Raw genomic sequence first — 21,529 nt, forward strand, 5'->3', positions numbered from 1 at the left:
ACCTGCAATTAAATCTTAGGAGGGAAAAAATCACGATTTTACCTCATCTTCCCTTTTCGTCTAAAATCACGAATTATCCTTTATTTATGGGCTTTTTTTGAATTGGTGAACACTTTTTTCTTTCCTAATTTTCCTTTAAATATTAGCTATTTTTTAAGGTCAAATTAGCAAGTCATTAGCAAAACTATTCAGTAACCATCAGTGTTTTTTAGCACTTTTAAAAAACGAAATTAGCAAATCGGGTACTTTTTTAAAAATTTTGTGTAAAACTACATGAAATAAGACCTTTTTACATATCCATTCCATGCGATTGGTTATGTAGAAAGGAGGTTTTTTTATGCCATATGGAAAAATTATTGCTATCGCAAATCAAAAAGGCGGTGTCGGTAAGACCACAACATCTGTTAATCTATCTGCAGGATTATCATTAAGAAAAAAGAAAGTTCTTTTAATTGATTTTGATCCACAGGGTGATTCTGCAAAAGCGTTGGGTTATACAGAGCCTAATAAGATGAAAGATACAATATCTAACATCATGCTTGAAATGATTGTTTCTGATGAATGTGATATTGAAAATCGAATTATTCATACAGAAGAAGGATTTGATTTAATTCCTGCTAATGAAAAACTGTCAAATATTGAAAAGACGCTAGAAAACATTGAAGATAAAGAAACGGTTTTAAAAGATGTTTTGAAACCAGTTAAAGACAAGTATGATTTTATTATTATTGATTGTAGACCATCTTTAGGTATGCTTACCATCAATGCCTTTACTTGTGCAGATAGCGTAATTATCCCCACACAGCCTGAATATTTATCCGCAACAGGAACACAACAGTTATTGAGTAGAATACAAAAGACGAAAAATGATCAAAATCCTCAATTAGAAGTTGAAGGAATCTTAATAACGATGACTGATGAAAGAACATTATTGGGAAAAGAAATCAACAGACAGATTCATGAGAATTATGGAAAACATTTTCATGTATTCACAAATAAAATACCTCGTCGTGTATCCATTGCAGAAAGTTCAGCAGTAGGAAAAAGTATTTTTAAGTATGATTCTAAAAGTGATGGTGCAAATGCCTATCATGTACTTGCAAGGGAGGTGGACTTAAATGCCAAGAGAGAGATTAAACGGCATAGAGATTCCATCGCTCGATGATGATGTGTTTGAAAGTGATGACAAGAAAGCATTAGATCAAGCAGAAAAGGTAATTGAAATCAAATTAAATAAGATTGTTGATTTTCCTAACCACCCTTTTCAAGTGAGAGAAGATGAAGAAATGTTAGAATTGATTGATTCTGTCGGTAGAAACGGTGTACTTATGCCTGCGATTGTTCGCCCAACAGAAGATGGCAAATATCAAATGATTGCAGGACATAGACGAAAGTATGCGAGTGAAAAGAACGATAAAGCAACTATGCCTGCTTTAGTAAGAAGTTTAACTGATGATGAAGCAACCATTATAATGGTGGATACGAATTTACGTCAAAGACAAAATATACTTCCGTCAGAAAAAGCATTTTCATATAAAATGATGTTAGATGCATTAACTCATCAAGGAAAACGCAATGATTTAACTTCGGTCCCACTGGGTCCGAAGTTAAGAGCAAATGAAGAACTTGCTCAAAAAGTAAAAGAAAGTCAAACACAAATTAAAAGATATATTCGCCTAACCTACCTATCAAAAGAATTGTTAGAGTATGTAGACAACAACAAAATTGCACTTCGTCCAGCAGTTGAAATCTCTTATTTAACACAAGAAGAACAACAATCTTTACTCTACTACATTCAATTAAATGATTGCACACCTTCACATGATCAAACAATCAGAATGCGTAAAATGCACGATGATGACACACTTACTGATGATACAATTCGTAACATCATGGAAGAAGAAAAACCAAATCAAGTTGAGAAATTCAGAATTACTAAAAATCGAATTGAAAAGTTCTTTAAGCCTTCGACGTCAGCTAAAGAAATGGAAAACGAGATTATAAAAGCACTTGAATATTATCAACGATATAAAAATCGCAATAAAAACAGAGGCGAGAGATAAAATTATGACGTACAAGGGGTTAGTGTCGATGATAGATGATAGCCACTTTTTTGCTTCTCCCCCTTTCCACACCTAACCCCCTATACCAACTCTTATTACCAACTCAAAAAGAAATATGGGGATATATCTTAATACTATATAGAGATGTAATATAGTAAATAGTACATTTGTTTTCAATTTCATTCATTGATAAACTGAATGCAAGAAACGAGGTGTGTGTATGAAAAAGAAAATTCTTTATGTTATTGCTTTAATTCTGTTATGCAGTGCAGGTTGTTCCAATGCTCAAGAAAAAGATCATCCAAACAAAGAAACAGTAAAAGACAAAGTTACAGTAACAAATCAAACAAAAGAAGATAAAACAACGCAACAAGAAAAAGAAGAAACAAAAAATGAGGATAACGATGATACAAAGAAAGAAGAACAGCCATCATCAACTAAGCAACAATCTTCATCTAATACAAAAAAATCTTCCCCTAAAACAGAAGTGCCTCAAGTGAATCAACCTAGCAAGGAGAATACAAAAGATACTTCAAAACCAACAAACAAACCAAGTAATCCACCTAAACAGGATATTCCTGAAACTCCACCAAAAGAGGAAGTTAAGAATACACCTGTCAAACAGTCTGCAATGGAAGTGGAAGTTTTAAACAAAATCAACAATTACAGGGCAGATAACGGATTACAACCTTTAAGCAGTTCTCAGTATTATCAAGAAAAAGCCAATGCTCATGCATATGCAATGGCAGAAAAAAGAGCATTATGGCATGAAGATAATGGTGAGTGTATTACCAACTCGCCTGATCCATTTACTGCTTGGATCAATTCATCTGAACATAAAAATATTGTCCTTACTCCAAACAATACCGTTGGTGTTGTCGCAATCTATTATGTAGATGGATATTATTATTCTGTATTTAGAACTTATTGGTAATAAAACAAAAAAATATATGATCAATCAAGGCACGAAATAACATCGTGTCTTTTTTTTGTGAAAGGAGAAAAACAACATGAAAAAAATGATAAGAAAACTCACGCTTTGTTTTGCGACTTTTGTCTTAATGTTTACTTCTGTTTTTTCAAATATTGCAACACCTGTTTATGCAGCAAGTGAAACAACGTTTTTTGAAGTAAACAAAGCAGATGAAGTGATTAACGAAGCAAAGAAACATATTGGTAAACCATATGTATGGGGTGCAAGCGGTCCAAACAGTTTCGACTGTTCAGGATATGTTAGTTATGTATTAAAACAAACGGGATTATCTTTAGGTGCAGACCGTATTACAACCTCTAGTGCTATTTCATTTTTAAATGGAAAAGGAGTTACTGCTTATCAGTATCCTACCAATGAAGCCAATCCAAAGAACGCTAAAAAAGGAGATTTAATTTTCTATTTTGATGCAAGTGGTGAGGCTATTCATATGGGAATTTATATGGGAAATGGACAAATTATTCATTGTGCAGCAAGTATGCCTAGTGGTCCTCAAGATCAAGTTATGATTAGCGGTGTTGATGAACTAGGAACAAAACATGGTACAAGCATTGTTACCTATAAAGTCTATCGTGTCTTTCCACAAGACGGTGGAATGCGAATTAAAAAAGTTAATGAAGATGGACAACCACTTGCAGGCGTTGTATTTGAAATTACCATGCCTAATGGTACAAAAAAAGATGTAACAACAAACAGCAGCGGTATTTGGGATAGTGATGAAGCTGGTGTTCGTTTAGAAGTTGGAACTTATACAGTAAAAGAAAAATCAACGATTCAAGGATATTTATTGGATAGTTCAGTCAGAACGGTAGAAGTCAAAGCAGGACAAAAAGCAAGCGAAAATGTTTTAGTCGTAACAAATAAAGCACCTACTGGAGAAATTACGCTCACAAAATACAATGATGATAAAAGTGCAACTGTTGCAGGTACAACTTATCATGTAACAAGTAATACAGGCTATGTGAATGATGTAACAACGAATGAAAGTGGAAAAATTCATTTAACCGGATTAAAATTAGGAACTTATACTTTTGTTGAAACTCATGCTGCTGATGGGTACTTGTTAAATGGAGAGCCTATCACAGTAACTCTATCTTATAAAGATCAACATACTGCAATCATTACAGCTTCAACAGAACAAATCAATAAAGAACCGACAGCAAGCATTTCTTTGAAAAAAGAGGATAACGAAACAGGTAAAACACCACAAGGCGATGCGACACTCCAAGGTGCTGAATATCAACTTATTGCCGGAGAAGATATTTACAATAAAGCACATACAAAGAAATTTTATTCTAAAGGTGAAGTCGTTGCGACTCGTATTACTGATGAAAAAGGAAATATGAGCGATGTGAAAGGATTGCCATTAGGTTTTTACCAATTCAAAGAAACAAAAGCAAGCAATGGATATTTAATTGATCCTACGATTTATGATATTCACTGCGATTACGAAGGACAAAATGTTGAAGTTGTTTTAAGAAATCAAACATCAAAAGAACAAGTCAAAAAACAAGCATTCCAAATCATTAAAGTTTCGACAGAAGGCAGTGAAGAATCTGATTTAGTTGCAGGTGCTGAATTTACAGTAAAACTAACAAGCGAAGTCAATCAAGTTGGTTGGGACAAAGCAAGAGTTTATGATGTTTTAACAACAAACAATAAAGGATATGCTAAATCAATCGAACTTCCTTATGGAACATATACAGTCAAAGAAACAAAAGTTCCAAATGAAATGATGCCAGTTGATGATTTTACAGTCATTGTTGATGAAGATAATCGTGAACCTCAGGTATGGCGTGTATTCAACGATGCGCCTTTTAAAGCACTGATCAAAGCAGTCAAAGTTGATGAAGAAACAGGAAAAACGGTTTTGCTTCCTGATACAACATTTAAAATCAAAAACTTACAAACAAATGAATATGTCGGTCAATGGGTTTGGTTCCCTATTCCTCATTATGTAACTGAGTTTAAAACTGATGAAAGTGGTACAGTAACGACACCAAATACTCTAGAGGTCGGAGAATATCAATTAGAAGAAATTCACGCTCCTTATGGGTATGTCTTAAATAGTGAACCTATTAAATTTAAAGTATCTACATCGACTCCATATCAAATGGCTGAAGATGGAAAAACACCAATCATCATGGTTACAAAAGAAAATAGATCTGTCAAAGGAAACATCGAGGTATTTAAGATCGGTGAGCAATTAGTTGGTACAAAAACCGATGAACAAGGAAACATTCAATTTGTGTATGATAAACTTCCGGTTGATGGTGCTACATTTATCCTTGAAGCAGATGAAGATATTTACTCAGCGGATAATCAAAAAGATTTGATTTATTCAAAAAGACAAAAGATTGAAGAACTTACCACAGAAAACGGTTATGCAATATCTAAAGATCTTCCTCTAGGTAAATATAGTATCTATGAAAAAACTGCTGGTGATGGTTTCGTATTAAATAAAGAAGTCAAACACATTGAGTTGAAATATGAGAATGAAAACATTCCGATTGTCTTTGAAAATATTGATTATGAAAATCAAAGACAAAAAGTAGATTTGAATGTTATCAAAAAAGATAAAGAAACAGATACCTTATTAAAAGGTGCAGTTTTTGGTTTATATGCCAGTGAAGATATTTATGGTATTGAAAACGCCACACGTTCAATGACATTACTGATTGAAAAAGGAACATTGATTGAAACAGCAACTACTGATGAAAATGGAAAAGCTGTATTCCATGCAGACTTACCAATCAATGCGACCTTTGAAATCAAAGAAATAAAAGCACCGATTGGTTATGCAAGCAGTGATACTGTCATTTCTATTGATACCAAGTATCAAGGACAAGATAAAGAAGTGATTGAATTTGAACCTGTATTCAAAAACGAAATCACAAAAATCGAAGTATCGAAAAAAGATATTACCAACGATGAAGAAATCGAAGGTGCATTTATGTGCGTGTATCCAAAAGATGATAAAGGTGCAATTTTTGATTCATGGATCAGTGGACAAGATGGTAAAAATGAAGATGGGACAATCAAACCGCATATGATAAAAGGTTTAGAAGTTGGCAAAAAATATATTTTAAAAGAAATCAGTTCCCCTTATGGATATGCAATTGCCAATGAAATTGAATTTACTGTTAAAGATACAGGCAAAGTACAAGGTGTAGAAATGAAAGACGAAATGGTCTTTGGTCAAGTAAAATGGAACAAATCTGGTGAAATCTTTATGTCTACTGTAACAGGACAAAATGAATTTGGTAAAACGGAAAGTCCGGTATGGGAAAAATCAAATTTATTAGGTGCAGAAATCACGATTTATGCTGCTCAAGATATTACGATTGGCAACCATACTATCTATAAAGCAGATGAAAAGATTGAAACTTTAGAAAGTGATTTAGAATCTGTATTAAGCAAGAAACTTCCAGTTGGTCGTTATTATTATCTTGAAACCAAAACACCACATGGTTATATCAAAGATACAAGCAAACATTATTTTGAAGTCAAAGACAATCAAATCAATGAACTTCAAACAATAGAATCAACTTTAGAAAACAAACGCCCTACGGTTGATATTGATATGACAAAAGTATTAGAAGAACAAAAGAATTTTAAAAATCCAAATGCATACAAAGATGTCGTGTTTGGTATTTTTGCTCGTGAAGATATTTATAACTATAAAGGTGAAATTGCAATTCAACACGATACCATGATTTACACTTCAGGAATCAATGAAGATGGACATTTATCTTTAGCAGATTCTTTTGATTTACCGAACGGTGTTTATTATCTCAAAGAATTATCTACGAATGGACAGTATGTTCTAAACGATACGGAATATGATTTTGAAATTGCCTATCATGGTGAAGATGTTTCTAAATATACTGTCATGATTGGTGTAAATGGAACCATCAATAACGAACTTGCACGAGGAACGATCCAAGTGAAAAAAGCAGACAGTAACGATGTAGAAAAAATCTTGTCAGGAATAGATTTTAATATTTCTGTAAAAGATGATATGAGCGAAATCATTCAAACCGTAAAAACAGATGATAATGGTATTGCGACTTTTGATGATCTAGAACTAGGCGTTTACTACATTCAAGAAGCCAAACAAGTTGATGGGTATGTACTAAATGATCATATCTATAAAGTAATCGTTACAAAAGATAGAGATATATTAGAAGTTACTTGTGTGAACAAACCGACCGAAATGGTATTCAGCAAACAAGATTTCACTACCGGTAAAGAATTAGAAGGCGCTCATATGAGTGTTACAGAGAAAGAAACAGGAAAAGTCATTGATGAGTGGGTATCTACAAAAGAACCACATCAAATCAAATATCTTGTTGAAGGAAAAGAATATATCCTTACTGAAAAAATAGCACCAAAAGAATACGAAATAGCAGAAAGTATTACATTTACTGCAAAAGACGGAAATAAGATTGTCATGAAAGATAAATTAAAACCAAAAACTCCACAAACAGGCGATGAAACCAATGTTAGATTATGGGCAACCTTAGCACTTAGTACAGGTGCTGTTTTAGCAGCAGCGATAATGTTGAAAAAACGAAAAGATATGAAAGAAGATAAATAGATTAAAATGGGCAGAACTTTGTTTTCTGTCCTTTTTACATAGGAAGGAGGTCAAGTATTTTTATTTTTTAAACACCAAATATAAGGAGGTCAATATGAAAGAAATCAATTTTAAAGATACAAGAGGATCATCACTGTTTAAAATCAAAAATGGATCTTCTATTATGTTGCAAGCACTTGATAATAAACCTGTAAGCATCACTTGTCGATATATTGATGAACGCAGTTTTTATTTAAAGAACGCTCGTTTTTCATTTAAAGAATTTGCCGAACTGGTAGAACAAAACAGTTGTATTTTTTATCCTGAACATGGAACTGCAAAAACATATGAAATTTATCAAATTCATTCAGATAAGGAACATGATTATAAATTTATGCACTACTCTTATGCAAAACATCAATTTCATGCTAAGCACTATACAAAGGTTTATATGGGCATGATGTCAGAACAGACTTCATTAGAATCGATATTTTATAAGCACAATCTTGATTATCGCCCTTTTGCTCGTAAAATGCGTTCTCTTAGTGTGAGTAATGTTATTGTTGTAAACGATCATGGAAAAAGCAAAGCCTATTATGTTGATAGTTTTGGCTTTAAAGAAGTTCCACAGTTCCTGCAACAACTTAATCAAACAAAACACAAAGAGTATGCAAGATAATAAACTGCTCATGTAAAAAGCAATTTAAGGAGGTGTTATCTATATGGCAATCAGTTATTATCAAGCAACGAAACTTTACGAACAAACACTCAAAGATATTTCCAAAAACGAATTTACTTGGAAACAATTCTTAACATCTTCATGTAAAAATTATCGTCTATCCTTTGATGATATGGTTATGATTTATGCTCAAAGACCAGACGCAATCGCAGTCTTAGAGATGGAAGATTGGAATAAAAAGTATGGATTATGGATCAAACCAAAATCAAAAGGAATTGCAGTATTTGATCCACATCATGACGGATACGCAAGACTTCGTTATTATTTTGATATAAGTGATACAAGAAAAACAAATAAATATCGTCCGGTTCCTATATGGTCAATGAAATCAGAATATGAAAAAGATGTTATTGACACATTGGTGAACCATTTTGGTGTAGAAGAAACAAATAATTTATCTTTAGCAGACGCAATTATTCAAGCCGCTGATACGATTGTTGAAGAAGGAATTGGAGATTACTTTTCAGAATTAAAGTATTATGTCAAAGATACTTTTCTAGAGGAATTAGATGAACTCAATTTACAGTTGGTCTATACAAGCCTTTTAAAAAGCAGTATTTCTTATGCTGCTCTTACTCGATGTGGCATTGAAGCAGATGACTATATCAGTGATGACGCATTACGATTGGTAGCACAATTTAACTCTCAACAAGCACTCAATGCAATTGGTGTTCCTACACGAGATATGGCACAAATGCTCATTGGTGAGATTAGAAAAACTGTATTAGAATGTATCCGAAATCAAAATCGCACATTTGAATTGGATCAATTACCGTTATACAATGAGCCTGAACAAAAAATACCAAACATAGAAAGGAGTCAGGAAAATGAAACTAGAATACATTCCAATGGGAGAACAATTGATTCCCAACTTAACACTCAAGGACGAAGGGAAAATCACGCTTGGGAAATACGCCTTGATGAGAAAACATTATCTCAAAGAACATCGTCCGATACAATTCACAAATTATTTGACAACACAGACACTCAATCAACACTTGATGGAGATCGACCAGATCGCCACACAACGACACGATCTACTGCTCGAACAGATGATGAAACAACAAGGAGTGAACGAAGCGTTGAAAGAATCCAATCAGATGGAATGGATTCAAAAGATGAACAGTATCGAGGAAACGATTCACGAAATTCTCCGTCAAGAACTGATTTACGATTAGAAGAAACACAAAGTACAGGTAATCCATTTGGAATACCTGCTTTTTTATCTCAAGAAACCTTTGAAAAATTATTAAAGAGGGATAAATTTCATGCTCATAAAAACAAAGACATTATTGCTGTATTTGAGTTATTTGAAAACCAAGAAAAACGTATCGCTTATGTGAAAGAATCTTTTAAAAAGATGTATATAGAAGAAATCATTTCAGATACTCGTTACGGTTATTACAATGATACTGAGAAAGATGTATTAAGAGTATGGAAAGGTAATTACAGCAATACTGAATTTAAAGCCGATCTATCATGGGAAGATGTAACCCGATTTATAGAGGATATGATCGACAGAAATGTATTTTTATCCATTCCATTAAAACCGTTACTTTCTTCTGATGAACAACAATTAAATCTTTTTGATTTAGAACCAATTGAACCTGCTCAAAAAGAACATACGCCTAAGATTTTCCAAATGCCACAATCAGCCATTGATACGGTGCTTAGCGATGATATGAATATAAGAGATTTAAAGATTCGAGTTGCAGCATTCCTTTCTCACGATCGACCTTTAGAAGAAAATGCGGCATTTATAAAAGAAATGTACCGTAAAGGATATGCAGGTTTTATTCAACAAAATCGTCATATTTCAGTACAATGGGATCAAACAGGAATGATGATGACTTGGGGAAAAGGTATTATCAACTCCTTTGAACATCAGTTATTTTCTTGGGAAGAAGTCGCAAAAGGAATTCGCCGATTGTTAGATACCGGACGTTATTTACCTCAAGAAGAATTAAACCAGTTATCTGAATATGAATATCGTCAAGGTGCCCAAATGCTTTGGTATATGGCACAAGACATGAGCGATGAAGCCGATGAAAAGTATATGCTGCCAAAAGAATATCATTTTCAACATGGTTTTCCTAATGATACAAAAGAACTTGCTGCATTACTGCATGACAACGATTTTTTACAACGTACCATTGAATATTTAAAAGAGTTTAGTAATGCCTATCGTCATGACCATGAACTCATGCGATTTAAATTGTATAATCCAATCAAAGTATTATCATTTATTGAACATTTAGATGATCATCGCTTATCCTTTAGCGCACCACAATATCAATTATTAGAATCTAATTACTTTATTACACAGGACTATATTGATCATGTGATTTGCCGACATACAGATGCTAAATACAAATTATTATCTTATTTTAGCCAACATACTGATGTAAAAGAACGTGTTCAGTTTATTAAAAATGAATGGGGAATCAGTGGTTCAAATTCCTACTCTGCCGATGGAAAAGGTATCAAGATACTCTATGGAGATTCAGTAACAAAACCAAAAGCTTTCTTCTTTATGAAATGGAAAGAGGTTGAACAAAGAATTTCTTACCTTATCCGTCGCAATCAATTTTTAACACCGGAAGAAGAATTAGGAAAAAGTCATTATGAAAGACAACAAATTGCAAATGCTATTCACTCTTTCTTTTATCGACTCCCGTTTTCTAATCTTAGACCATATATGGTAAATGAATTTTATCACTTTGATTCAGATAACTTAGCAATAGCATTACGCAACGATGATAATGTAAAGCATATCTTAGATTTAATGAATATAGCATTAGAAAATACAGCAGATATTGATGAAAATTATCAAAACATGAAAGATATTTTTCAAAAGGTTCAACAGTATTATTTAGGTACTTACAGTGCTTTTAATGAAAGAAAAGAAACACAAAATAAAGTTTATACCCCTATCCTAGATACACAATTTAGCCTTGCAGTTCGTTTAAATTCATTTTATAAGGAGCATGATCCTTATGAATACAATGATAACAGTCATTCAAATGAAGAAGAAAATATCCAAAACTTCATAGATTCTTTTCATGATGTTGGTGCGTTGGTCGATACCATAAAACACTTAAACCTTTTGATTGATGAAAGTGATGATATAGAAGAAAAAGGCTCTGCAATTATGCTTCGTGAAGAATTGTCCATGCTTTATACTTTTCGACACGAAAATGAACTGATCGATAAAAATGAAATCAACTTCTCTTTTGCAAGAAACAATTTTTCAAGTACCCCACGATACAACACAGGTGATATGGTTTTCTTTTCTTCCTATGATGAAACATACTATGGTACGATCGAACTGATTGATGATGAAAATATTGTTTTGAATCTATATCAAGGAACAGAAACGATCGATCCAATTGATGTAACACTTGAAAGAAAATGGCTTGATACTGTAATTCGTCAGGATCTGAGAAATCAATATCTATATGATAAAGATAAAGTCATGTATCAAAACGATCACTTTGAAACTGTTCAAGAAGTTGAAAGCAGTATTCTTATTTATCAAACAGTGGCAATAGAAAACTATGAACAGCTTCATAAAATCGCTCCCCTTCTTTTCGAACATCAAAGTGATTACATGGCTTTTCAACATACAAAAGAAAATAGACTGTTGGAATTTTTTATTGAAAACAATCAACTTGTGATGGAAGAACATAATCATGATGATGTTTTGTTATCAAGTTATACACTAGCAATCGACGATGTCGATCATCTATTAAATATTCGTGAATATATCATTGACGGGAAATCTTATCAGTTAGCATTAACTGATGGTGAGCCTGACGATTACGAAGAAGAACTACAACTTAATGAAATGGTTCAAAATTATATACAAACATTGAACTACCAAAACTATCGCTTTTCAAAAGGAAGAATTGATGATAATGGTATTCAAATTGATTTTGAATTTGATAAACATGGAAATATGGTAAGTTTTAGTGGAAGTGATATACAGTTAGAACAATTTAAACAACGGTATTTAAAAACTCCACTCTCCTCTCTTTCCTCACTCATTCCAAAAGAAACATTAGAAATTCAAAAGATAGACACATCAAATTCTTATACAGAAGTTGAACAAGAAAGTGATGATTTAGTTTCTGATAAAGATAAGGAAACAACAAAAACAGTTGAGATTTTACCTGCTCAAAAAGAAACAGAGCTGAAAGTTAAACAAGAGCCACCTCAATCGACATCACAGTTTTCTTCTCATAAATTACTTCCTCAGTATGAAGATCATGAGCGAAACAATTTTCACATTACCAACATGGAATTGGGAGTTGGAGGTCCAAAAGCAAAATATCAAGCTAATATCCATGCTATTCGCTTATTAAAACAGTTGGAAAATGAAGGTCGTTTAGCAACAACAGAAGAACAAGAAATCTTGTCCCAATATGTTGGTTGGGGATCGCTTGCCGATGCCTTTGATGAAACAAAAGAAAATTGGAAACAGGAATATCAAGAATTGAAAGAACTATTAACAGATGAAGAATACAAAGCAGCCAGAGAATCAACTTTGACTGCTTTTTTTACACCGCCTATCGTGATACAAGCCATTTACAAGAAACTCAATGATATGGGACTTGTCGAAGGAAATATTTTAGAACCATCATGTGGTATCGGTAACTTTATTGGTATGCAGCCGAAGGAAATGAATTGCAATTTCTATGGTGTTGAACTTGATACGATCTCCGGACAGATCGCAAAACAGCTTTACCAAAAAGAAATCGTTGCAATCCAAGGATTTCAAGATTTAGATATTCCTAATCATATCTTTGATGCAGTCATAGGAAACGTCCCTTTTGGGCAAATTCCAATCTTTGATCCACAGTACAAACAAAATAATTTTATGATTCATGATTATTTCTTTGCTAAGGCATTAGACAAAGTCAAAGTCGGTGGTGTCGTGATCTTCATTACTTCTCATTTTACAATGGATAAGAAAAACAGCAATGTAAGAAGATATATTGCTCAACGAGCAGATCTGTTAGGGGCAATTCGTTTACCAGACAACACTTTTACTGCCAATGCGGGAACAAAAGTAACCAGTGATATTTTAGTTTTGCAGAAACGAGAAAGACCTTATGTGCATGAACCCGAGTGGTTGAATGTAGAAAGCAATGACAATGGTTTGACAATGAACGCTTATTTTGTCAATCACCCACACATGATACTTGGTAAAATGGTAGAAGAAAGTTCCCCTTATGGAAAAGCATTTACCTGTAAAGCCATAGAAGGACAATCTTTATCGACTCAACTTGAACAAGCATTTTCACATATCACTGCTCAAATTGACCAACGATCTGTTCTTTTTGTTGATGAAGAAGATCACTCTATTCCAGCTGATCCAAATGTACGAAACTTTAGTTTCTGTGTATCTGATGGAAAATTGTATTATCGAGAAAACAGTCGAATGTATCCGCATGAAACAAACAGAACAGCTGAAAATCGAATACGAGGACTGATTCAAATTCGTGATTGTTTGCACGAATTGATTGAAATGCAGACCAAAGGTTTTCGTCATGAAGATATTGCAGCATTACAAAAAGAACTCCATATGCACTATGATATGTTTACTTTAAAGTATGGACTGATCAATGACAATGCTAATAAGCGTGTGTTTCAAGAAGATGCTTCTTATGGACTGTTATGCTCATTGGAAGTGTTAAATGAAGATAAAACATTAAAACGAAAAGCCGATATTTTTGATAAACAGACGATACGACCTAACAAAGAAATTCATTCTGTGGAAAACGCCGATGAAGCACTAACAGTCAGCATGGCGGAAAAAGGACGTGTTGATTTAAAGTATATGTCAGATTTATCAAAACTGTCTGAAAAACAATTGATTGAAAACTTAAAAGGCGTGATTTTCCGTAATCCTAGACTTCTTGATCAAGATGGCAATCCTGTATATGAAACTGCTGATGAATATTTAAGTGGAAATGTGCGTGAAAAGTTAGTCTTTGCAAGACACGTCGCAAAACAAAATCCTGAGCTTTATACGATCAATGTCAAAGCCTTAGAACAAGTGCAGCCTGAACCTATCAAAGCCGGAGATATTAGTGTACGTTTGGGAAGTACATGGATACCAAAGCATTATTACGAAGAATTTATGTATCAACTCTTGGATACTCCTCAATGGAAACAGAAAAATATTAAAATACTTTATGTTGCTGCTACCCAAGAATGGACAATTACAAGAAAAGGATTAGATTCTAGTATAAAATCAAATAAAACTTATGGAACAAATCGAATCAACGCATATAAGATCATAGAAAATACGCTTAATCTTAGACCTTGTAAAATATTTGATAAGGTGTTAGATGACGATGGAAAGGAAAAGCGTGTACTGAACAAAAGAGAAACTGCTATCGCTCAAGATAAACAAGAAATCATCAAACGAAACTTTAATGAGTGGATATGGAAAAATCCTGAGCGTCGTGAAGATTTATGCCAAATTTACAATGAACAATTCAATTCCATTCGAAATAGAACATATGATGGAAGTCATTTAACACTTGCAGGAATGAATACGGATATTCAATTAAGACCACATCAGTTAAATGCGATTGCTCGTGTGCTATATCATGGTAATACATTGCTTGCCCACTGTGTTGGTGCAGGTAAAAGTTTTGAAATGATTGCATCTGGAATGGAAAGCAAACGGTTAGGTTTGTGTAAGAAACCCATCTATGTAGTGCCAAACAATATCATTGGTGATTTTGCTTCTGATTTCTATCGCTTGTACCCAAGTGCGAATATTTTAGTATCTACCAAAGATACATTTTCAAAAGCCAATCGTCATAAATTTTTCTCTAAAATCTCAACTTGTGAGTGGGACGGAATCATCATTGCCCATAGTCAGTTTACCAAGATGCCCATTTCCCTTGAACGTCAACAGGTTTTGATTGAACAACAAATCAAGGATATTAGTGAAGGAATACGCCAAGTAAAAAACGATAACGGTGAAAATTTCACCATCAAGCAGTTAGAAGCAATGCGAAAAAAGATGGAAGAACGATTGAAAAAGCTCAATGATCAATCAAATAAAGATGATATTTTATGCTTTGAACAGTTAGGGATTGATATGATGTTTATTGATGAGGCTGATATTTTTAAGAATTTATTTATCTATTCCAAGATGACAAACGTATCTGGTATTTCGCAAACCGATTCACAAAGAGCTTCCGACTTATTTGCCAAAACACAATATCTCAATGAGATTACAAATAATCGAGGTGTTGTCTTTGCGACAGGAACACCTGTTTCTAACAGTATGGCTGAGCTTTATACAATGCAGCGTTATCTTCAATATGATTTATTAAAAGCAAAAGGATTAGAGTCTTTTGACGCATGGGCTTCCACATTTGGAGAAACAACCACTGCAATGGAATTAACACCTGATGGCACAAAATTTCAATTAAAAACTCGCTTTGCCAAGTTCTTTAATCTTCCTGAACTGATGACCATGTTTCGAGAAGTTGCAGACATACAAACTGCCGATATGCTTGATCTTCCAACTCCAAAGGCAAATTATAAAGTTATATCTGTACCTGCTAGTCCCGAACAAAAAGAAATGATTCAGTCTTTAGGTGAAAGAGCGGAACAAATCAAAGGCGGTAATGTTGATCCACATATTGATAATATGTTAAAAATCACTTCTGATGGAAAGAAACTAGCCCTTGAGCAGCGATTGATCAATACCTTATTACCAGAAAATAAAGAGAGCAAAGTAATGGCTTGTGTCAATAATGTGTATGAAACTTGGAAAGATACGAAAGAAAATCTTTCTACTCAACTGATTTTTTGTGATATGTCTACTCCAAAAAACAGTTCAAAAAATATCAATGAAGAAAGCATTACTAACGAAACAGAGCCGATATTTACAAGTGTATATGAAGATATAAAACGTAAACTTGTAGAGCGTGGCATTCCAAGTCATGAGATAGCATTCATTCATGATACAAATAATAATGAAGTTTTACGAAAAGAATTGTTTGCGAATGTACGCTCTGGAAAGGTGCGAATTTTGATTGGATCAACAAGCAAAATGGGTGCAGGTTCTAATATGCAAGATAGAATTATTTCACTTCATGATCTTGATTGTCCTTGGCGTCCACGAGATTTAGAGCAACGCTCTGGTCGTGCAATTCGTCAAGGAAACATCAATCCCGAAGTCAATATCATTCGATATGTTACCGAAGGAACCTTTGATGCTTATATGTTCCAAACAATAGAAAAGAAACAATCCTTTATTTCACAAGTCATTACAGGGAGAGTTGTGCAGCGTTCGATGGACGAAGTTGATGATATGTCTATGCGTTATGCTGAAATCAAAGCAATCGCTTGCGGTGATCCTAAGATTATGGAACGATGTAATTTAGATATAGAAGTTAATAAGCTCAATGACTTGAAATCTAATTATCTAAATCAAAAATATGAATTACAAGATAATATTTTAAAAAGATTGCCACGTGAAATGACACGAATACAAGAAGAAATTTCAGGATTAAAAGAAGATATTATCTTGAAAAATCAGAATCCATTATCAGAAAATGATGAGTTTATCGGAATCGAGTTGGACGGTGTTTCGTATAAAGATAAAGCAGAAGCAGGAACCATGCTCATTGAACTAGCACGACAAAATCCAACGGAAAATCTTGTCTATATTGGAAAGTATCGTGATTTTTCACTCTACACTCATTTTTCTATGTTAGCAAAGGAATGTTGTTTGACGATAAAAAACAAGTCTAGTACAACGATTACTTTAGGAACAGATAAACTAGGAAATTTTTCTCGTATGAATAATGCTTTGAAAAATCTTGATAAAAGATTAGTTGAAGCTGAGCATGAACTCCAACGCTTAACAAATGAATTAAGAACTTCAAAAATTGAATTTGAGAAACCTTTTATTTATGAAAATGAATTAAATGAAAAAACAAAACGCTTGGCACAATTAACGATGGAATTAAAATTAGATGAAAAAGATCCTGATATTATAGATGATACAGAGATCGATCCAGCAAAAGAAAAGATTACAGAAAGAGCATTAGCACGATAAATGAATGTCTATCGCACATTTGTTTCCATCAAAATATCTTTTTATAATGATGGCAAGGAGGAATGGTATCATGGAAAATTATGATCAACTGCTTGCCTATCTTTGTACTAGACTAGAACATTTTGATAATGACTGCGTAACTTTTTTAAGAAAGCATTCAAAAAAATATGTAGAAACCGAACAAAAAATGAATGAAATCTTAGAACACACTGCAATCAAAAATTTCCTTATCAATGAGGATAGTATCTATCTAACTGAAGAAGAACACAAATTATTTATAAGATATATGGGATTAGAAAATTACCTTTATACTTTAGAAAATGCAGTCATCTATTTGCTAGGTTGTCATGATACAACGATATTGCAAAGCATATTTCATGAATTTAAAAATGAAAAAGAATCAATGTTTCAAAAAACAGAAGAACAATAAACGAAAGATCACAAGTGAAAAAACATTTGTGATTTTTCAATTTTATGGAGGTGTTTATGATAAAACATATCAAACCAAAGGATTTAGCAGAAATAAAAAAGATAGATCTGTTGACCTATTTAGGCAATTATCAACCCGATCGATTAAAGAAAATATCACATGATACCTACTGTATTAAAGACCATGAGAGCCTGCATATTTCAAATGGCTTATGGCACTGGCAGTCAATGGGCATCGGAGGACGAAGTGCATTGGACTTTTTAATGAAGGTGGATAACTACTCTTTTTTAGATGCAGCTGAGATCTTATTACAAAAAACAAAAGCAAAAGAGCCTGTTTATGTTGCCTATTCAGCAAAGGAAGAAAATAAAAAACTTCACCTTCCTACTCCATCTTCTACCAATGAAAAAGCAATTTGTTATCTTGTAGAACGTGGAATTGATGAAGAAATCATTCAAGACTGTATCAATAATCATGTCATTTATGAAAGCAAATATATCAATCCAAATACTAAAATCATATATACACATGTAACTTTTATTGGCTACGATAAACAAAATCATATCCCAAAGTATGCCAATATACGAAGTGTTGAAAATGATTTTAAAGGCGATGTCTATGGCAGTGATAAACGGTTTTGTTTCTCTATTCAACCTCATATTTTATCAAAAGAGTTGCATATTTTTGAGTCAGCCATTGATACTTTATCTTACGCAACATTATTAAAAATGAATGGAAAGGATTATCGAAGTATTCATCTTTTATCATTAGGTGGGGTTGCGATTCCACGAAAAGATACAACAGAGGATTTAAAATTACCGGTTGCCTTGACACAGTATCTTGAAGATTTTCCAGAAATAAAAAGTCTTGTACTTCATCTTGATAATGATAAAGCAGGACGACTTTCTGCGAAAAATATTCAGAAAAAATTATGGTACATGGATATAAAAGATTGTATTTCTTGTTATGGAAAAGATGTAAATGATGAGTTGATCGTGCGATTAGGAAAACAAATTCAATCGAAAAATCAACAAAGAATGATGCAAGAACGATGATGGGAGGTGCTACAATGATAAAGAAAATCGAAAAAGAAATTAAAAAATTGGAAATATTGAAAGAACAAAAAATAAACAAACGAAACCAACTTGATGAAGAATTATCAGAGATAACAACGCAGTTAAAAGAACTTTATTCATTAAAAAATCAGTATGAAAAACTGCAAAATAGTACACTTCACTTCTTTGAAAAAAGTGAAACAAGCTGATTTCTTTTTGAGGTGGTCATATGCACATGCCCTTACATTCGTGTAGAGGGATTGTGCTATACACTATACCAGCAAGCACTGGATACGGATAGCCACAAGGCTACTCCTATCCTTTTTCTAGGGATAATCCCTAGTACCCTTTCTTATTTATATTGCGGAAATTGGATATATGAGAACTTTTTTCATTGCGGAAATTGGAGGTTTTTGTGATTTTTTTATTGCGGAAATTGGACATATATTATTGCTGTTATTTTATTTTTTGGGTATAATATTTTTGTGGAGGTGTTAAACCTATATGTTTAAAAGAAAAATATATTCAAAAATTAAGGAATGGAAAAGTAGTTCTGATGGGAAAACAGCATTATTGATCGAAGGGGCAAGACGTGTAGGAAAATCAACAGTTGTAGAAGAATTTGCAAAAAATGAATACGCAACTTATATTCTAATTGATTTTTCGACAGCTTCAAATACTATAAAAGAATTATTTGAAGATATGTCCGATCTAAATTATTTTTTTCTACAACTTCAGTTACAATATCATGTTGAATTGGAAACGAGAAAATCAGTTATCATCTTTGATGAAGTTCAATTATGTCCAAAAGCAAGACAAGCAATTAAGGCATTAGTTAAAGATGGAAGATACGATTATATAGAAACCGGATCTTTGATCTCTATAAAAAAGAATGTAAAGGATATTTTAATTCCAAGTGAGGAAAGAAAACTTCAGATGCACCCAATGGATTATGAGGAATTTTTATGGGCTCTTGGTGATTCAACGACAATGAAATTATTAAAAGGTGTCTTTGAATCTAAAAAGTCATTTGGCGATCAATTAAACAGAAAGTTATTACGAGATTTTAGACTTTACATGCTTGTTGGAGGTATGCCACAAGCAGTGCACGAATTTATAACCACAAATAACTTCAAAAAAGTAGATGATGTAAAAAGAGATATTATCAATTTATATGAAGATGATTTTAGAAAGATTGATTCAACAGGACGATTAGCAATGCTATTTGAAGCAATCCCCTCACAGTTAAATAAAAATGCAAAAGGTTTTCAAACTAAAAAAGTATTAAATTCTTATAAAACAACAGATACCACTATTTTAAGTTTAGTATCAGAATTAAAAGACTCTAAAGTAGTATCGGTTGCATATCATGCAAATAATCCAGATATTGGTTTATCGGCATATAAAGATTTAAATCAATTTAAATTGTATATGGCAGATACTGGCTTATTTGTAACTTTACAATTTAAAGATAAGGATTTTACAGAGAATATCATTTATGAAAAATTATTGAATGATAAGTTAGCAACAAATTTAGGCTATCTTTATGAAAATGCAGTTGCACAAATTTTAACCGCAACAGGAAATGATTTATTTTATTATACTTTTTACCAACAAGAACAAAAAAGAAATTATGAGATAGATTTTGTAATTTCAAAAAGAAATAAGATATGTCCAATTGAGGTAAAATCCTCAAGATACAAAGTTCATGCTTCTCTTGATGTATTTTATGAGAAATTTTCTGATCGAATATTAAATCGCTATATTATTCATACCAAAGATGTATCTAAAGATAAGGATATTTTATGCCTACCAATTTATTTGACACAGTTTATTTCCCAAAAAGAAGAAAATTAAAACAAACATAACGAGGCTAAAACAGTTTACAATGCTATCTTACACAAATTTTATCCTTCATCTATTCCTATTCAAATTCGTGTTGAAGATGATGCTATGTATATAAGTAATGATTGCGTCTTTCCAAGTGATTGGACAAAAGACAACCTAATGCGTCGCCATGCATCAAGACCATATAATCCAAATATTGCTAATACATTTTTTAGAGCGGGCTATGTGGAAGTTTGGGGAAGAGGTATTCAGAAAATATGTGAAGCATGTGGTGAACTTGGAGCACCTATGCCTGAATACGAAATTACGTCTGAGTTCATTACAATCAGTCTAAAAGCTCTTAATAATAAAAAACGAGATGTCGGTCTAGATGTCGGTTTAGATGTCGGTTTGGATGTCGGTTTGGAAAATAAAATATTAAGTATTATTCGCTCAAACCCTCAAATAACACAAAAAGAAATTGCTATACATTTATCAGTAACAGAGCGTACAGTTCAAAGAATTTTTAAGAAGTTAAGTAAGGATAAAACTATTGAACGAATTGGAGGAAAACGCTTCGGTCAATGGATTATCAAAAAATAATTTAAAATATCATTAGCAAAAATTTAGTAAAGTAACAGAAAAGTAATCTAAAAAAAGAAACTCATAAATATAAGAGAGGAGTTGAACGTCGATGACTGATCAGCTTGTGTCAAGTAGACACACAAAATAATTAAAACATTTTTGTCCA

At 32.9% G+C, this 21,529-nt stretch carries 12 protein-coding genes; all 12 read left to right on the forward strand.

From position 1 onward, the window contains the following. Positions 1–337: 337 nt before the first annotated feature. Positions 338–1,165, forward strand: a complete 828-nt coding sequence (locus DW114_RS16865; protein ID WP_054322386.1) for a ParA family protein — start codon at positions 338–340, stop codon at positions 1,163–1,165. Next, a complete protein-coding gene (locus DW114_RS16870) occupies positions 1,119–2,063 on the forward strand; it encodes a ParB/RepB/Spo0J family partition protein (protein ID WP_054322385.1) in 945 nt (314 codons plus the stop codon). The genes DW114_RS16865 and DW114_RS16870 overlap by 47 nt, the downstream gene beginning before the upstream one ends. A gap of 220 nt (positions 2,064–2,283) precedes the next feature. After that, on the forward strand, positions 2,284–2,997 hold the full coding sequence (locus DW114_RS16875; protein ID WP_054322384.1) for a CAP domain-containing protein: 714 nt from the start codon (positions 2,284–2,286) through the stop codon (positions 2,995–2,997). A 76-nt stretch (positions 2,998–3,073) separates the two neighbouring features. Further along, positions 3,074–7,654: a SpaA isopeptide-forming pilin-related protein gene (locus DW114_RS16880; protein ID WP_117454881.1), complete on the forward strand. Its 4,581-nt coding sequence runs from the start codon at positions 3,074–3,076 to the stop codon at positions 7,652–7,654. Between the two features lie 94 nt (positions 7,655–7,748). Then, entirely contained in the window at positions 7,749–8,312 is a 564-nt protein-coding gene (locus DW114_RS16885) for a YodL domain-containing protein (RefSeq protein WP_054322380.1), read from the forward strand. Positions 8,313–9,220: 908 nt separating this feature from the next. Continuing rightward, entirely contained in the window at positions 9,221–9,550 is a 330-nt protein-coding gene (locus DW114_RS22230; RefSeq protein WP_394336431.1) for a TnpV protein, read from the forward strand. Continuing rightward, positions 9,478–17,466: a helicase-related protein gene (locus tag DW114_RS16890; protein WP_158552315.1), complete on the forward strand. Its 7,989-nt coding sequence runs from the start codon at positions 9,478–9,480 to the stop codon at positions 17,464–17,466. Before DW114_RS22230 ends, DW114_RS16890 begins: the two co-directional genes overlap by 73 nt. 70 nt (positions 17,467–17,536) lie before the next feature. After that, positions 17,537–17,896: a hypothetical protein gene (locus DW114_RS16895; RefSeq protein ID WP_117454883.1), complete on the forward strand. Its 360-nt coding sequence runs from the start codon at positions 17,537–17,539 to the stop codon at positions 17,894–17,896. A gap of 56 nt (positions 17,897–17,952) precedes the next feature. Next, positions 17,953–18,951, forward strand: coding sequence for a DUF3991 domain-containing protein (locus DW114_RS16900; protein ID WP_207732762.1), 999 nt, complete (start codon positions 17,953–17,955; stop codon positions 18,949–18,951). Positions 18,952–18,965: 14 nt separating this feature from the next. Next, positions 18,966–19,160: a hypothetical protein gene (locus tag DW114_RS16905; RefSeq protein ID WP_054322378.1), complete on the forward strand. Its 195-nt coding sequence runs from the start codon at positions 18,966–18,968 to the stop codon at positions 19,158–19,160. A gap of 295 nt (positions 19,161–19,455) precedes the next feature. Further along, a complete protein-coding gene (locus DW114_RS16910) occupies positions 19,456–20,808 on the forward strand; it encodes an ATP-binding protein (RefSeq protein WP_054322377.1) in 1,353 nt (450 codons plus the stop codon). A gap of 75 nt (positions 20,809–20,883) precedes the next feature. After that, on the forward strand, positions 20,884–21,381 hold the full coding sequence (locus DW114_RS16915; protein ID WP_255411910.1) for an ATP-binding protein: 498 nt from the start codon (positions 20,884–20,886) through the stop codon (positions 21,379–21,381). Positions 21,382–21,529 lie beyond the last annotated feature (148 nt).

The organism is Absiella sp. AM09-50 (assembly GCF_003433845.1).
Lineage (GTDB): Bacteria > Bacillota_I > Bacilli_A > Erysipelotrichales > Erysipelotrichaceae > Hoskinsella > Hoskinsella hominis.

Coding starts and splice junctions, on each gene's coding strand:
- DW114_RS16910 (WP_054322377.1), top strand. CDS start 19,456: ATGTTTAAAAGAAAAATATATTCAAAAATTAAGGAATGGAAAAGTAGT.
- DW114_RS16865 (WP_054322386.1), top strand. CDS start 338: ATGCCATATGGAAAAATTATTGCTATCGCAAATCAAAAAGGCGGTGTC.
- DW114_RS16900 (WP_207732762.1), top strand. CDS start 17,953: ATGATAAAACATATCAAACCAAAGGATTTAGCAGAAATAAAAAAGATA.
- DW114_RS16870 (WP_054322385.1), top strand. CDS start 1,119: ATGCCAAGAGAGAGATTAAACGGCATAGAGATTCCATCGCTCGATGAT.
- DW114_RS16890 (WP_158552315.1), top strand. CDS start 9,478: ATGGATTCAAAAGATGAACAGTATCGAGGAAACGATTCACGAAATTCT.
- DW114_RS16895 (WP_117454883.1), top strand. CDS start 17,537: ATGGAAAATTATGATCAACTGCTTGCCTATCTTTGTACTAGACTAGAA.
- DW114_RS16905 (WP_054322378.1), top strand. CDS start 18,966: ATGATAAAGAAAATCGAAAAAGAAATTAAAAAATTGGAAATATTGAAA.
- DW114_RS16875 (WP_054322384.1), top strand. CDS start 2,284: ATGAAAAAGAAAATTCTTTATGTTATTGCTTTAATTCTGTTATGCAGT.
- DW114_RS22230 (WP_394336431.1), top strand. CDS start 9,221: ATGGGAGAACAATTGATTCCCAACTTAACACTCAAGGACGAAGGGAAA.
- DW114_RS16885 (WP_054322380.1), top strand. CDS start 7,749: ATGAAAGAAATCAATTTTAAAGATACAAGAGGATCATCACTGTTTAAA.
- DW114_RS16880 (WP_117454881.1), top strand. CDS start 3,074: ATGAAAAAAATGATAAGAAAACTCACGCTTTGTTTTGCGACTTTTGTC.